This is a genomic window from Dialister sp. UBA1703, from assembly GCA_002320515.1.
In the GTDB taxonomy this organism is placed as follows: domain Bacteria; phylum Bacillota; class Negativicutes; order Veillonellales; family Dialisteraceae; genus Dialister.
Window position 1 is genome coordinate 1 of record DCJJ01000174.1, and the last position, 14539, is coordinate 14539.

Sequence of the window (14539 nt, forward strand, 5' to 3'; positions counted from 1 at the left end):
TTAAGGAGTCCCATGACGAAGCAGTGCATAAAAATTCTTATACAAGCAGACTCTATGAATTAATCAGTGCTTCCCTAGTACCTCCGCTCGAAATGACGGGGGCCGCAATGATGACACAAAAGCCAGTTCCGTAACGCTGCCTATATAATCATTGCCGCCAAAGGCGGCAATCCATAACCCTTAGCAGCGGAGCTGCTGTTGCCCCCTGAGCGCCAGCGATGCACAGCGAACACATTTTATAGGAGCGATAGCGACGCATAAAATGTAGTGAGTCGTTTCCCCTTTGGGGATACAACCCTTTTATACAACCTTCGGGGCCAAAGGCCCCGTCAACCTTCCCCTCTGAACCCTCTGAACCTTTATCATCATAAAATATTGGAGAGATGACTTTGAACAGTAAAATCAAATGGTGGCTGAATGGGATTGCAGCATTTATTTTCGTGCTGCTCTGCGCCATTTACCTCCTGATCCGACCGATAATTGTACAGAACCTGGAACCGGTGCTGAAAGAGCAGCTGGGGGCCAGGGTGAACGGCACCCTTTCCTGGGAGTCCATGGACCTGGATCCTGACCTGAATCTGGCTTTCACGAAGCTGGAGCTGAAGGACGAGAACGGGGTGGACGTGCTTTCTACGCCCTCTTTGACCGTGGGCTGGACTTTGTCGTCTCTCTATAACTACCTCGTCAACGGCGCCGGTGTGGCCACTGTGGTGAAGAATGTGACGGTGGAGGACCCTGTCCTTTCGCTTGCCCAGAAAGAGGACGGCACCTGGAATGTGACCACCATCCTGAAGCCTTCGGATACTTCCGACAACGGTACTTTTACCGGCAATATCATCATTTCCAACGGTGAAGCGAAGGTGGGTACCACGGCAGCCGGTGAGTTTGACCTCACTTCTCTGAACGGCACCTTTGCCTTTGATGAAAATTCCCATATTACCGGAGGCCTTAAGGGCGTTTTCATGGACAGTGCCTTTAAGAGTTCCCTTGACTATAAGGACAGCAGCCATGTGGAAATCAATGTAAGCACCGACCCTGTTTCATTGAAATCCCTGCAGCCCCTGCTCAGTGCATTCCCGCAGCTTCAGAATCAATTAAAGCTGGAAGACGGTACAGGTAAGGTAACGGAAGCCAAAATCTGGAAAAGTGATGGCGCCGTTGCCTACCGGGTGACCGGTTCTTTTAACCATGCTGCTCTCAGCTATGATAATTATGTTTTAGCTGACGGAGCGGCTTTTTTTAATATAGAAAACGGTGTTCTTTCTCTTTCCGATGTGTCCGGCAGGGTGAACGGGCAGAAATTAACCGGTGCTCTTTCTGTAGATACAGCGGCGGATACTCCTGTTTTTGAGGGGAATGTGTATCTTCACAAGGTGGAAATGGAAAAGCTCCTGCCCGATTATGGTGCTTCCGGCACAGTGGAGGGAAATGTGGATTTTTCCGGTACCCTTGATAATCCCTCTGCCTCCGGCACTTTGACCGGCGAGCATCTTTCCTATGAAAATTACGGCATAGACAAGGCATCCCTTGCTTTTTCCTTCAGCCATAACCGCCTTTCCCTTTCCCGCCTGGAGGCGGAAAAGGATGGGGGAACCGTATCGGGCTATGGCTTCTATGACCTTTCCGGCGGCGATTTCTCCCTGAGCCTTCTTATGGATCACATCAGCCTTGACGGCCTTCCGGTGGAGACACCGGCTGCCGGCACGGTGAGCGGCTATGTGCAGGCGGAAGGCCGCTATGCAGGAGGCGCCCCTTCCATTTCCCGGGCTTCCGCTTCCTTTGAAGGGGAGAACCTTTCCTATGAAAACATGGCAGCTTCCCATTTGGCAGGCTTTGGCAGCTATGACGGACAGAACTGGAACGTCACTGCCTATGGCACCTCCCTTGCCTATGATGATATTTCCTTCGACAGCCTTTCTTTCTCCGCCAGTGAGAGGGACGGCGTCATTACCGTTCCCTATGCTTCCGGCGCAGGGGCTGACGGTTTCTTCACAGGAAACGGTACATACAGCGAAAACGGAATGAATTGCAATGTGGACGCAGCGAACGTGGAGGCTTCGGCCTTCAGCCGTTTCACCGGCGTGGACATGGGCGGGAAGGTGTCCCTTAAGGCCCATGTGACCGGCACCATGGACGTACCGGAGGGGACGGTGGATTTCACCGCCCTTGACGGCCACGTGAAGAATGCTGCCTTTGATAAAGCCTTTGGCCATGTATCCCTGGCAGGGGGCATGGCTTCCATTTCATCCATTTCCATGGAAGGGCCTGCAGGAAATCACAGCGTCAGCGGCACTGTAGGCATCAGCGCTCCCCATGAAATGGATTTGACGGTTAAGACGGACAAAACAAGGATTGAAAATCTTCTTTCTCTGGCAGACTTTGACTACCCCGTCACCGGCTGGGTTTCCAATACCCTTCACGTCACCGGCTCTGTGGATGCACCTTCTGTTTCCGGCGATTTCCACGCCTGGAGCGGCTCTGTTATGGGTGAGCTTTTCCAGAGTATTTCCGGAAAGTACAGCTATGACGGCACGGATGTGGTGCTGGACAACTGCCTGGGCTACATTTACGACGGCACCGCTCTGGTAAAGGGGCGGATTCACGGAAAGGAGCTGGACCTTGACACCAGTCTCACCGATATCCGGATAGAAAGGCTTCTCCCCGGAAGAAATATGGAAGGCAGCCTTTCCCTTCTGGGCCATGTAAAGGGCACTGTGGACGATCCTGTATTTGACGGCATGGCGTCTACAGGGCAGATTACTATTGCCGGCAACACCATTAAAAATGTGTCCACCGCCATCCATTACAGAAACGGTACAGTGTTCCTGGATGAAGGCAGCTTTAACCAGAAGCAGGGCACTTTCACCTGGAAGGGAAGCTATAACACCCGTTCCGGTTCTATGAATGGATTTTTGAAATTCAGCAGCTGGAATATCAGGGATATTATGCAGTTCTTCCACCGGGATGTGGAAGGCGTAGACGGACTGGTGGAAGGCAGCATGCGCATCAGCGGTACCACCGATTCGCCGAATGTGGATTTCAAGGCCCACCTGCTGGGCGGTCATCTGGGAAGCGCAGCCCTTGGGGACGGTAAGATTGACTTCTCCTACATGAATAAGGCCCTTTCCATCCGTCAGTTCTACATTCCCATCGGTTCCGGCGTGCTGGCAGCCAGAGGTTCCATGAACAGCGCAGGGGATCTGGATATTGAAGCTGCTGCCCGGGACATGGATATTTCCTGGATTCCGGGAATCCTTGGGAAAAAGGATCTGTCCCTTGGCGGAAATCTGACGGCGGCAGTCGTCCTTTCGGGCAGTAAAAATGCACCGGTGGCGGATATTTCCGTAGGTCTCGACCATCCAAGGTACGGAGACATTACCTTTGACAGCATGTCCCTCATGGCCAATGCAGCCAATAATGTGGTTACCGTGCAGAATGGGCTGGTATCCCGGGGACAGTACCGGGCCAGCATGAAGGGCACCCTTCCGGGAAACCTGTTCACCGGAAGCACCACGGATAAGGCGGTGCCTATGAACCTGGATATTAACCTGGACGAAGCGGATATGAACATGCTGGCCATTTTCTTCAAACCTGTCACCGCAGCCAGCGGCCCCATCCACGGTCATGTGAATGTGGCGGGAAGCTATGATGATCCCCTCCTTCTGGGGGGCATTACCGTAAAAGACGGCACCCTTTCCCTTATGACCATGAATGAAGCCATTTCTCCCATCAACATGAATCTTTCCTTCTCCGGCAGGAACTCCCATCTGGAAGGGAGCGCCGCCTTCGGCGGCGGAAGCCTCACAGTGAACGGCGACGTTTCCTGGGACCATATGAAGATAGGGGATTACAAGGGGGAACTCCATATTCATACTCCCGCCATTGACTCCATCTATTATTCCGGCGCCCTGGACGGCGATTTCCATGTCGAGGAAATTGAAAGATTCGGCAAACCGGGCCTTACAGGCACACTGAAGGCGGAAAACGCCATGGTGGATGTTCCTTTCGCCCTCCTGGGGGATTCGGGAGAAACGTCCCTGGATATTCTCACTAAAATCGACGTGATTATCGGTAACAATGTGCGCCTTTACAACAGCGCCCTCTATGACATGATGGTGAAAGGGAATATTTCCATTATGGGTCCCCTTTCGTCGCCCTTCGTGAACGGCAGGGTGAATGTGGAAAAGGGCACTGTGAAAATCAATACCACCGAATTCAAAATGGGAGATGCCAGCGCCGTATGGGGCGGCGAGCAGGGGAACCTTCTTCCCGATATTCATGCCAAAGCGCACACCAGGGTAGGCCATTACGGTATTACGGCGGAGATGGAAGGACCGCCGGGGGACATGAAGACCACCTTCCACAGCGAACCGGCGCTGAATGATTCCCAGATCCTCATGCTGCTTACCCTTCACCAAAATCCTAATGAAAAAGACAGCTCCGGCGCCATGGAAGGGGCCCTCTTCAATGCAGGCCTTACCATGCTCTTCGGCAACGGCATCCAGGATTTCCTCCAGGATAAAATCGGCCTGGACCAGATTTCCATTACCTCCAGCCTCACCGATTACTACGACAGCGCAGCCGACAACAATGACAACTACTACTACATTAAAATCGGCAAGTACATTTTCAACGATTTCATGCTCACCGCCACCATGGGGATGAATAATACGGAAAAGAGTATTGGCGCCCATTATGATTTGAACTCGCGGGTTGGCCTTTCTTCGTGGTATAATAGTAACCATGACAGTTATGTGGGAACAGACTGGAGTTTCAAATTCTAGGTGATATAGATGCTGGAAGAATATAAATCCTTCCTTTCCACTTTGACAAGGCTCTCAAGGGAAGAGGAAGAAGCGTTGTGGAAACAATATAAGGAGGAGGGCCTTCTGGAGGCCAGGCAGTCCATTATCGAGCACTACCAGCCCCTGGTTTTCCGGGAGGCCATGAAATACGGCCTGCAGGAAGCGGTGACTTTGGATCTCATCCAGGAGGGGACAGTGGGCCTCATGGAGTCGGTGGAACGGTTCCAGCCCTCCCTGGGGGTGGCTTTCTCCCTCTATGCCCTCCACCGGGTGCGGGGGCGCATGGTGGATTTCCTCCGTAAAAACGGGGAGGAAGTGCTTCTGGAAGACGGGGAGGAGGAAAAGGTTTTTCTCTCCGAAGCCATTCCGGATACGGCTTTTGAGTCAGCAGACAAAAGCGTGCTCCATGTGGCGGTGAGCCATGCGGTGTCCCGGCTTCCACTGAGGGAGCAGGATGTGATCCGGCGGGTGTACCTGAATGAGCAGACCGCAGCGGAGACGGCGGATGCCATGGATGTGAGCACCGCCTACGTGTACCGTCTGGAAAAGCGGGGCATACGGCGCCTTCGGGGCATGCTTTCCAAATTGATTCACGACAGGAAATAGTGTAATATAGGTGAAAATAAAAGATTAGTCAAGCATTTTGACGATATTATCTGATTTCTTATTATTTACTGATGTTCATGTATACTTCTCCATTGCTGATTATAAGATGAAAGGGAAATGGCAGGATATTCGTTTCCCTGACAGGGAGGTATTATGTCAGGAGATAAAGTCAAACGGGTGCAGGCTGTACGGAAGTGGCTTGAAAAAGCAGAACATTCCTACAGCAGCCACAAAGAAATAACCGGGGAAATCAATCTCATCATGGCGCAGGCTGAAATGCAGCGCCTCAATGAAACGCATAAAAATTCTGCCCTCCGCCGCTGGCTCCTCAGGGCCGGCGCCATGGGGGCGGCCTTTACCCTGTTCTTGGGCATGAATGCCTTCTGGAATATGCTGAACCCTTCTGCAGAAGAGCCGGAGAGGCCGGTGCAGATTGTGATTCACGAAAAGGAAAGGGCTCCTGAAGGAGGAGCAGAGGACATGAAAGTATCTGCTGCAGGCGAGGATAAGAGCCTGTCGGAGGCAGCGGCTCAGCCGGAACAAAGGGCAGAGCCTGCACCGGCGCCGGTGTATACACCACCGGCGGCAGTGGAAACAAAACCTGCGCCTTCCGTGGCGCCCGCACCGGCACCCAAGCCGGCACCGCCCCTGTCTGACAGGGAGATTCAAAGTGTTGTGGGAGAAGCAGGCAGGGCTCTCAGGGGCCAGGCCTAAACTCTTATTAATAAATGAAAAACAGACTACTCTAAAAAACTATGAGGAGGAATGTATGATTACATCAAAAAGCAGAAAAGCAGTGCTCCTTTCCGCGGTGCTGCTGTCCCTTTCCGGCATGACTGCCTTTGCAGATTCTCCGGACAGGACAGCCGCCCCGGGCGGTATGACCCAGAGCGCCATGATTAACGTAAATACCGGCCGGCAGGCCGGTGCTTCCGGACAGATTGCCGATGAAACGGCAAAGGATAAGGCCGAAGCTTCCGTAGCGGTGCAGCAGTCCCCGCAGACCGTAGCCGTCGGGGATGCCTCCCTTTATCTTTCCAAAGCGGACGATGAAGCCATTGAAGCCCAGGTGGGAAAAACCATTACCTCTGTGGATTTCGCCGGCATTCCGGAAGAAGTCAAAACAAAGCTTTCTCCTCTGGTACAGAGCAAGCCCGGCACCCAGGTAACGGAAGAGGGCATCCGTAACGATGTGGCTTCCCTTGGCTCCACCGGCGTATTCTCCCAGATTACCCCGGCCTTTAACGCCGTGCCGGAAGGGGTGGGCATTACCTACCAGCTGGCTGCCAACCCTGTAGTCCATGATGTCACCTTCACCGGCAATACCATTTTCACCAGCGATTACCTGAAATCCGTCATGAACATTCCCCAGGACAGCGTATTGAACTTTGTACTGGTGAACCAGAAGCTGAAGGAAATCGAAAATCTCTATCTGAAACAGGGCTACATGCTCGTTTCCATTCCTTCCGTCAATGTGTCCGCTGACGGCACCCTCCATGTGGATATTTCCGAAGGGGTGGTGGAAGATATCGTCATCGTGGGCAATGAAAAGACAAAAGAAAAGGTCATTACCCGGGAACTGAAACTGAAGAAGGGTAAGCCCTTCAATAAATTCCAGGCCAGCCGCAGCATGGAAAGGCTTTACAACCTGGGCTACTTCGAAGATGTGAATATGAAGCTCCTGCCGGGCAAGGAAAATGAACATAATGTAATCATCGAAATCGATGTGATTGAACAGAAGACCGGTATCGTCACCGTAGGCGCCGGCTACTCCGATTCCGACGGCACCGTAGGTATCGTGGAACTGGGTGATACCAACTTCCGCGGCACTGGCGACAAGGTCAATTTCCACTGGGAATTCGGCGGCGCAGGGGACGGCAAGAACTACACCATTTCCTACACCCATCCCTGGATTAACGACAATGGCGACTCCCTGGGCGGCTCCATTTTCAACCGTATCTACGAATACGATGACTATGATGCCAAGGGCCATGAAATCGCCGAATACGATAAGAGAAGAAAGGGCTGGAACCTCACCTGGGGCCACGTGTCCGATGAATACCGCACCAACTACTTCAATTTCGAATCCTCCAAGGAATCCTACGACGACCATGACGGATTTGAATGGCAGGGGCATGCGGAAGATAAATTTAATGATTTTGACTCTTATGGCTATACGTCTAAGAATGAAATGAAGGCTGCCTGGAAAAAAGCTATTTGGGACAACTTCGGCACCACCAACAGCTTTACCTTTACCCATGTATTCGATAACCGCGATAACTACTTCAATGCCAGCAAGGGCCGCAGGCTCTCCATTTCAGCCCAGTGGGGCGGTCATGGTCTGGGCGGCGACTATGATTTCTACAAGTTTACCGCCGAAGGCCGTTTCTACAAGAACCTTGGCAGTGGCCACATCCTGGCCCTCCGTCTCATGGGAGGCTATATTGACGGTGACGTTTCCTACGGCAGCCTCTTCAATCTGGGCGGCTCCAATACGCTGCGCGGCTATGAAGATGACCAGTTCAAAGGTAAGAAAATGTACGCCGGCACCCTGGAATACCGTTTCCCCATTGCGAAGAAGGTACAGGGCGTACTCTTTACCGATGTGGGCAGTACCTGGAGTCTGGACCAGGGCAAGATTCCCTGGTACGAAGATGATGATTCTCTCAACTGGGCAGTGGGCGTAGGCCTTCGTCTCCAGACGCCGATCGGACCCATCCGTCTTGACTACGGCCACGGGGACCAGAATAAGTTCCACTTTAGCTTCGGTACCCAGTTCTGATTTACAGGAGGAGGACCATGTTTTCTTCCTTACTGAAAAAACAGATGATGCGGGCAGGATTTCTTCTGCTCGTTTCTTCTTTTCTCCTTTCTATGCCGGCAGAGGCAGCGCCTATTGAAAAGGTGGATGTATCTCTTGATGCGGTGGGCGGAGACCTGCCGCCGGCGGTGGAAAAGCGGGTGGTATCCAGTATTTCCTCCATCGGCAGCCGTGTCCTTGTGGGGAAGGAGGAAAGCCTCTTTTCCCTGAACAGCGATGCCTATAACAAGGTGCTGGCAGATATCATCAACCGGGTGGTCATCGGCTACATGGTGTCCGACCTTTCCGTAAACTACGGCAGGGATACGTCAATCCATGTGACCTTTCAGCCCGTGGGGAAAATCATCCGCTCCGTGGACACGGTGATCGACTACGGCGGCCTTACGCCGGAAGCAGCCCGCTATGTGGCAGAGGATACGGCAGACGTGCCCCGCCTCATGGAAACCCTTCTCATCGGCCTTCCGGTGGATTCCGTAGGCTGGGCGGAAAGTGTATCCCAGTCCGCCGGACGGGACCTCCTTTCCCAGATACTGCCGGAATTCCAGGCCAATTTCGAAGTGGAGTCCGGTGAAAACACGAAGGTAAGGATTTATCTCATCCCCCAGGGAAAAATTGTCCGTTCCAGCAGGCTCACCTTTGAAAAAACCACGGTGCCCCGGCTTCTCATGCTCCGGGCGGCGGAGGAAACGGAAACGGCTCTCTCCCGCCTCCAGGGACTGCCGGTGGCCTTCGTTACCCGCCACAGCGGAAAGATTGCCTCCGATATGAATGAAATCCTGAAGAAGGATTCCTTCATTGAGAAATACGGTATTGCCACCGACACCACCCTCATTTCTGCCGAAAACATGGAACTCAGGGTGAATGCCCTCACCGATCACTGGGTTATCCGCACGGAAGTGTGGCTGGATGCAGGCAGGGACGGCGACAGGAATACGACGGTGGAAGGCATGCTGGGCCATTATATCGGGAAGCGGAATACCGTCTTCGGCGAGGCCCGCCTCTATCCCGGCCCCATGGACTGGGATGTGTTCGGCGGTTTCTCCCACCAGTTCGGCTCCTTCATGAATGTGGGCTATAAATACAATTTCGTTGAAAACTCCAATCATTTCTTCACCCAGATTCCCCTGGGAGACAAATTTGCTCTCCATTACGACCGGGATTTCAAGGAAAGGGAGAATGAATTTGGATTTTCCTATAAAATTCATAATTACATTACGCTGGAATACGTGTATAATGATGAGGACGGCAAATGGCTGAGACTCATTGCCAATTTATAAAGGAGTGGATTTCATTATGATGACAACTCTTGGAAACAAGAAGAATGTAAAGATTTTTTCCTTCGCCCTGGCAGGCGTATTTATTGCCTCTGTGGCAGTGATGGCTGTGGTATCCATGGGTGATACCGCCAATGCAGCTCCTACCTCCGACATCGGCGTAGTGGACCAGCGGCAGGTGATTTCCTCCAACGGACAGCTGGCACTGAACTATCAGCAGAAAATGAAGGAAACTGCCGATGAAATGCAGAAGGACTTCGATGCCAAATCCCAGGGCATGTCCGACGCAGACAAGGAAAAGCTGTTCAACGATATGCAGCAGCAGTTCAACCAGAAACGGACTGCCATTGAAAAGGACATGGAAGACCAGGTTACCGGCGCCGTGAAGTCCGTGGCTTCCAAGAAGGGACTTTCCCTGGTGGTGGATAAATCCGCTGTCATCTACGGCGGCACCGACATTACCAAGGAAGTGTCCGACGCACTGAACAAGTCCGTATCCGCATCCCAGTCTTCCGCTGCTTCTGAGAGCAAGTAACGGAGGAACCATGATGGGAGTGAAGCCGCTTCTGGCCGCTGCCGCTTCCGTGATGATTGCCTTTTCCTTCCTCACTGCCGGCTGCGGCACAAAGAAGGAGGAAACGCCCCCTGCGCCGGTGAACCGGTACGGCGTGGCGGACCTGGAAACTTTGGTGAAGGCCCATCCGAAGTACAGCGAATATTTCAAACTGGAAACTGAATACAACCACCTGCTTTCGCAGTACCAGACAGAGCGGAACAAGCTCATCGACGCTTCCTCAAAGCAGCAGAAAATCAATGCGGCTCTGGCTGACACCGCCAGGCGCGTGGCAGCGGAAAATGAACTGAAAACAAAGGTGAAGGCCAGGGAAGATGAACTGAACCAGGGCCTCCAGAACCTGTATCAGGACATTGAAAAGAAGCACCACGCTGCCGCCGGCTCCATGACCCTGGAAACCCTGACTCCCGAGGAAAGGGCGGAAATGGCCAATCTTCAGATGAAGCTCACCGTTCTGGGCGTCACCGGCGATGAAAAGGAGCAGGTGAAGTCCGAGCTCCATAAACTCATGGATCTTCGTACCTCCCGGGAAAAAGGAAATATGGCGGGCTGGACGGAAGAGGAAATGAAGCAGATGAAAGAGGCCAAAGAAAAGGCACAGTCCGAACTGGAAGCCTATTCAAACAGCACGGCAGAAGAAATAAGAAACCGGCTGGAAGAAGAGGGACAGGCGGACATGGCCCAGGTGGAAAATGACTTTGCCGAAAGCCATGAGGCCTGGGATAATGACTGGCAGGCCCGCATCGACAGCAAGCAGAAACAGATGGCTGAGGTAAAGAAAGAAATCATGGAAGATATCGAGCAGGAAGCGGCAAGACTGGCTTCTGAAAAGAACCTGGACATGATTTTCTCCAAGTACAAGGCCAATATCAGTGCAGATGATGTGACCAGCGATCTGGCAGGCCGCATTGTGAATATACAGAAATAAGCAGGAGGAATAGAATGAACAAGGCTTCGTGGAAAAAACTGGCCTGCGTTGGAATGATAGCTTTTGCCGCCGTTATCACCGGCTGCGGCAGTGAACATAAGGTGGCTGTGATAGACTACCAGAAACTGGAGGATTCTTCTCCGAAAATCAAGGCTATCCAGCAGGAAATCACCGATAAGGACAAGGAAATCAATGACCGTCTGACAGAAGACTCCAAGAAGGGCCTTTCTGACGAGGATATGCAGAAAAAAGTGCAGTCCGCCCAGCAGGAACGGATGATTTTCATCCAGAGCAAGCAGAAGCAGATCGAATCCATGATCCAGTCCCAGGCAGGAGTCATTGCTAAGGAAAAGAACATCGGAATCGTGATGAACAAAATGGCAGTTCCAACCGGCGCCATTGATATTACAGATGAAGTACTGGCTAAAATCGACGGCGGCGCTTCCAAAGCCGCTTCTTCCCAGTCCAAGTGAGGTCATATGCAGAAAACAGCAGGTGAATTGGCACAGATCGTAGGCGGAAAACTTTATGGAGACAGCAATGTCATTATTGATGATGTAATGAGCGCTGAAAGCGCAGGCCCCTCCCATATTACCTTTGCCCGCGGACTTTATGCAGAACATATCGAAGAAATGAAGGCCGGCGTTATCCTGGTGGATGAACTGCCCGCCCATTATACGAAAAATCTCATCGTAGTACCGGACTGCCGCCGCTCCTTCGGCGAACTGGTGGACCTTTTCCATCCGGAAAGCCGCTACACCCCCGGCATCCATCCCACCGCCATCGTCAGCGATAAGGCGGAAATCGGGAAAGACGTATGCATCATGGCCTACGCCGTTATCGACGAAGGCGCCCGCATCGGCGACGGCACCGTGATTTTCCCCTACACCTACGTAGGACGGAATGCGGTAATCGGTAAAAACTGTGAAATCAATCCGGGCTGCGTGATCCATGAAAATACGGTACTGGGGGACCGGGTGGTTCTCCGTGCCCATGCGGTAGTAGGGGGACAGGGCTTTGGCTTCTCCACCGACGAAAAAGGCCACCATCACCACATCCGCCAGCTTGGCAAAGCGGTCATCGGAGACGACTGCGAACTGGGTGCCGGCACTGCTGTAGATAATGGTGCTTTGAATGATACGGTCGTAGCCAGAGGCACCAAAATCGATAACCTGGTCCACTTGGGCCATAATGTGCAGGTAGGGGAAGACTGCTTCATCATCGCCCAGACAGGCATCGCAGGTTCCACTACCATCGGAAACCACTGCATTCTGGCAGGACAGACCGGCATCAACGGCCATGTAAAGATTGCAGACAATGTAGTCCTTGGCGGTAAGACCGGCGTTATCGGCAATATCAAGGAACCGGGCGTGTACATGGGCTATCCGGCCCGCACCCATGCCCAGTGGGGAAGAGTGGAAGTCATGATTTCCCACCTTCCGGAACTGATGAAAAAAGTCCGTCTTCTGGAAAAGAAACTGAAGGAAGCGGAAAAGAAGTAAGGAATCAATGATTTCTAAAGCCTGATTCACAGGAGGGGTACAAGGCAGGGACAGGCCTTGTACCTTTTCTTTTCAATATTTCGAGGTTTTGCTTATGGGTGCAACATACAGATTACTGAAAATGCTGGGCTGGGCGGCCTGCCGTCTTTCTCCCTCCGGCGCCGATGCCATGGGAAGGGGACTGGGCCGTTTCTTCTGGACCTTCGTCCCGCCGAAAAGAAAAAAACTGGCGGTGGAAAATATCATCCGTGCCGGAGTCACCAAAGACAGGAAGGAGGCAGAACAGATTGCCAGGGCCTCCTCCCTCCGCTTCGGCCCCCTGGGGATTTCCATGTTCCGTTTTCCCCTTTTGAATAAGGACAATATCAAAGACTATGTCACCATCCGGGGCAAAGAAAAGCTGGACGCACTGAAGGAAGAAGGGAAAGGATGCATTCTGGCCGCCACCCACTGCGGCAACTGGGAAGTGGAAGGGGCGGCCCTTGCCTTGTACGGCTATCCTCTTTTATCAGTGGCCATGCAGCAGAAAAATAAGGACTTTGACCGTTTCCTCTGTGAATACCGCTCCATGCCCGGGCAGAAGGTGGAGTATAAAACAGGAGTAAGGGACATGCTTAGAAGGCTGAAGCAGGGCTACTTCGTAGGCCTTCTCTGCGACCAGGACCCCGGCGATACAGGCATCCTTTCCCCCTTCCTGGGACAGGAAACCCTGTCGCCCACAGGCCCTGCCCATTTTGCCCTTCTGACAGGCCTTCCGGTCATGACTGCCTTCATCCATGAAACCGCTCCCTGGCACTATGAAATCATTATCGGCGAGCCTATTACCGCCGATGAGGGACTTAAGAAAAAAGAAGCCATCAAAAATATTACGGACAAGGTGAATGTCCGGCTGGAAGAATGGATCCGGAAATATCCGGAAGAATGGTTCTGGCTCCATAACCGCTGGAAATGGACAGACTATTTCTACCCGGAGCTGAAAGGAAAGAAATATGAACCAGCTCAACATTGAGAAAATCCACTGTGCCCACGTGCCTGTGCTGGTGGTCCATCCCATCAGGGACACAGGAAACCCGGTCATCCTCTACCACGGCTGGAGCAGCCGCTCTGAATACCAGATCACCAAGGCAGGCATTCTTGCCATGAACGGATACACCGTCTACATCCCCGAAGCCGCTTCCCACGGAGAGAGGGGACCTCTTTCCGACTACTACCGCTTTGAAGACTACAGCATTTTCTGGGAAACCATTTTCCACAACATGGAAGAATTTCCCCTCCTCCAGGAAAGGATCGGACGCGACTACCAGGAAAAGCCCTTCCTCATGGGCCATTCCATGGGCGGCCTTTCTGTTCTGGGGATAGGCGCAGTCCATGGAGATAAAATCAGAGGAATTATCTCCTTCAACGGCTCCGGCGACTGGCTCATGACCCACCTCTTCCTCCAGGCCCGCTTCGGCATGTACATGGAAAGAAACTGGCCCCTCTATGATGGAATCGAAAAGAAATCGCCCATAAACCATGTGGACGCACTGAAAAACATCCCCATCTTCATGACCAATGGTGAAATCGACAGCTCCGTAGACCCCAGAGCCCAGGCCCATTTCGCTGAAGCACTGGAAAGGGCAGGAGGAAAAGGGACAAGAATCACCTATCCCCATCAAGGCCATTTCGTTACTACCAATATAATGGACGATGCTATGAAATGGATGGAAGGGATAGACCGCTGACAGCTGTCGGCGGTCGGCTGTCGGCTTGGTAGACGCCCTTTAAAAATAAGGGGCGCAGTATAAATAAAACCATTTAGTGGGATAGTGAGCTGGTGAGCTGGTGTACTAGTGTACTAGTAAAACCATACAACCGCGCCTTTGGCGCGTGGAAATGCACCCCCTTTGGATGCTATAGAATGAGTGACTTAAATCAGATTAGCACTGCAGTGATTCCCCCTTTGGTGGCTGCGCCACCACCTTCCCCCATAGGGAAGCGTGTCACTGGATTCTCAGTCGCCCAAGGGCTCCCTACAGCACGGCTATCA

General features: G+C 52.5%; 11 protein-coding genes. All 11 read left to right on the forward strand.

Annotation, left to right across the window (positions count from 1 at the left end):
• The first annotated feature begins 389 nt into the window (after positions 1–389).
• The 11 genes from B2Y11_RS08565 (at position 390) to B2Y11_RS08615 (ending at position 14234) form a co-directional block, all read left to right on the forward strand.
• Positions 390–4784, forward strand: coding sequence for a translocation/assembly module TamB domain-containing protein (locus B2Y11_RS08565; RefSeq protein WP_291058040.1), 4395 nt, complete (start codon positions 390–392; stop codon positions 4782–4784).
• A gap of 9 nt (positions 4785–4793) precedes the next feature.
• On the forward strand, positions 4794–5411 hold the full coding sequence (locus B2Y11_RS08570; protein ID WP_291058041.1) for a sigma-70 family RNA polymerase sigma factor: 618 nt from the start codon (positions 4794–4796) through the stop codon (positions 5409–5411).
• A gap of 153 nt (positions 5412–5564) precedes the next feature.
• A complete protein-coding gene (locus B2Y11_RS08575) occupies positions 5565–6125 on the forward strand; it encodes a hypothetical protein (RefSeq protein WP_291058042.1) in 561 nt (186 codons plus the stop codon).
• A 55-nt stretch (positions 6126–6180) separates the two neighbouring features.
• Positions 6181–8193, forward strand: a complete 2013-nt coding sequence (locus B2Y11_RS08580) for a BamA/OMP85 family outer membrane protein (RefSeq protein WP_291058043.1) — start codon at positions 6181–6183, stop codon at positions 8191–8193.
• Between the two features lie 17 nt (positions 8194–8210).
• A complete protein-coding gene (locus B2Y11_RS08585; RefSeq protein WP_291058044.1) occupies positions 8211–9509 on the forward strand; it encodes a Tat pathway signal sequence in 1299 nt (432 codons plus the stop codon).
• Positions 9510–9525: 16 nt separating this feature from the next.
• Positions 9526–10041, forward strand: a complete 516-nt coding sequence (locus B2Y11_RS08590) for an OmpH family outer membrane protein (protein ID WP_291058045.1) — start codon at positions 9526–9528, stop codon at positions 10039–10041.
• Positions 10042–10051: 10 nt separating this feature from the next.
• Positions 10052–11008: a hypothetical protein gene (locus B2Y11_RS08595; protein WP_291058046.1), complete on the forward strand. Its 957-nt coding sequence runs from the start codon at positions 10052–10054 to the stop codon at positions 11006–11008.
• Positions 11009–11022: 14 nt separating this feature from the next.
• Positions 11023–11481, forward strand: a complete 459-nt coding sequence (locus tag B2Y11_RS08600; RefSeq protein ID WP_291058047.1) for an OmpH family outer membrane protein — start codon at positions 11023–11025, stop codon at positions 11479–11481.
• Positions 11482–11487: 6 nt separating this feature from the next.
• Positions 11488–12510, forward strand: a complete 1023-nt coding sequence (gene lpxD, locus B2Y11_RS08605) for a UDP-3-O-(3-hydroxymyristoyl)glucosamine N-acyltransferase (protein WP_291058048.1) — start codon at positions 11488–11490, stop codon at positions 12508–12510.
• A 94-nt stretch (positions 12511–12604) separates the two neighbouring features.
• On the forward strand, positions 12605–13519 hold the full coding sequence (locus tag B2Y11_RS08610) for a lysophospholipid acyltransferase family protein (protein WP_291058049.1): 915 nt from the start codon (positions 12605–12607) through the stop codon (positions 13517–13519).
• Positions 13500–14234, forward strand: coding sequence for an alpha/beta hydrolase family protein (locus tag B2Y11_RS08615; RefSeq protein WP_291058050.1), 735 nt, complete (start codon positions 13500–13502; stop codon positions 14232–14234). The genes B2Y11_RS08610 and B2Y11_RS08615 overlap by 20 nt, the downstream gene beginning before the upstream one ends.
• The last annotated feature ends 305 nt before the right edge of the window (positions 14235–14539 follow it).

What these genes read in the sequence shown, in the direction of transcription:
- B2Y11_RS08575 (WP_291058042.1), top strand. Translation starts at nt 5,565, where the DNA reads ATGTCAGGAGATAAAGTCAAACGGGTGCAGGCTGTACGGAAGTGGCTT.
- B2Y11_RS08615 (WP_291058050.1), top strand. Translation starts at nt 13,500, where the DNA reads ATGAACCAGCTCAACATTGAGAAAATCCACTGTGCCCACGTGCCTGTG.
- B2Y11_RS08595 (WP_291058046.1), top strand. Translation starts at nt 10,052, where the DNA reads ATGATGGGAGTGAAGCCGCTTCTGGCCGCTGCCGCTTCCGTGATGATT.
- B2Y11_RS08610 (WP_291058049.1), top strand. Translation starts at nt 12,605, where the DNA reads ATGGGTGCAACATACAGATTACTGAAAATGCTGGGCTGGGCGGCCTGC.
- B2Y11_RS08570 (WP_291058041.1), top strand. Translation starts at nt 4,794, where the DNA reads ATGCTGGAAGAATATAAATCCTTCCTTTCCACTTTGACAAGGCTCTCA.
- B2Y11_RS08590 (WP_291058045.1), top strand. Translation starts at nt 9,526, where the DNA reads ATGATGACAACTCTTGGAAACAAGAAGAATGTAAAGATTTTTTCCTTC.
- B2Y11_RS08585 (WP_291058044.1), top strand. Translation starts at nt 8,211, where the DNA reads ATGTTTTCTTCCTTACTGAAAAAACAGATGATGCGGGCAGGATTTCTT.
- lpxD (WP_291058048.1), top strand. Translation starts at nt 11,488, where the DNA reads ATGCAGAAAACAGCAGGTGAATTGGCACAGATCGTAGGCGGAAAACTT.
- B2Y11_RS08580 (WP_291058043.1), top strand. Translation starts at nt 6,181, where the DNA reads ATGATTACATCAAAAAGCAGAAAAGCAGTGCTCCTTTCCGCGGTGCTG.
- B2Y11_RS08600 (WP_291058047.1), top strand. Translation starts at nt 11,023, where the DNA reads ATGAACAAGGCTTCGTGGAAAAAACTGGCCTGCGTTGGAATGATAGCT.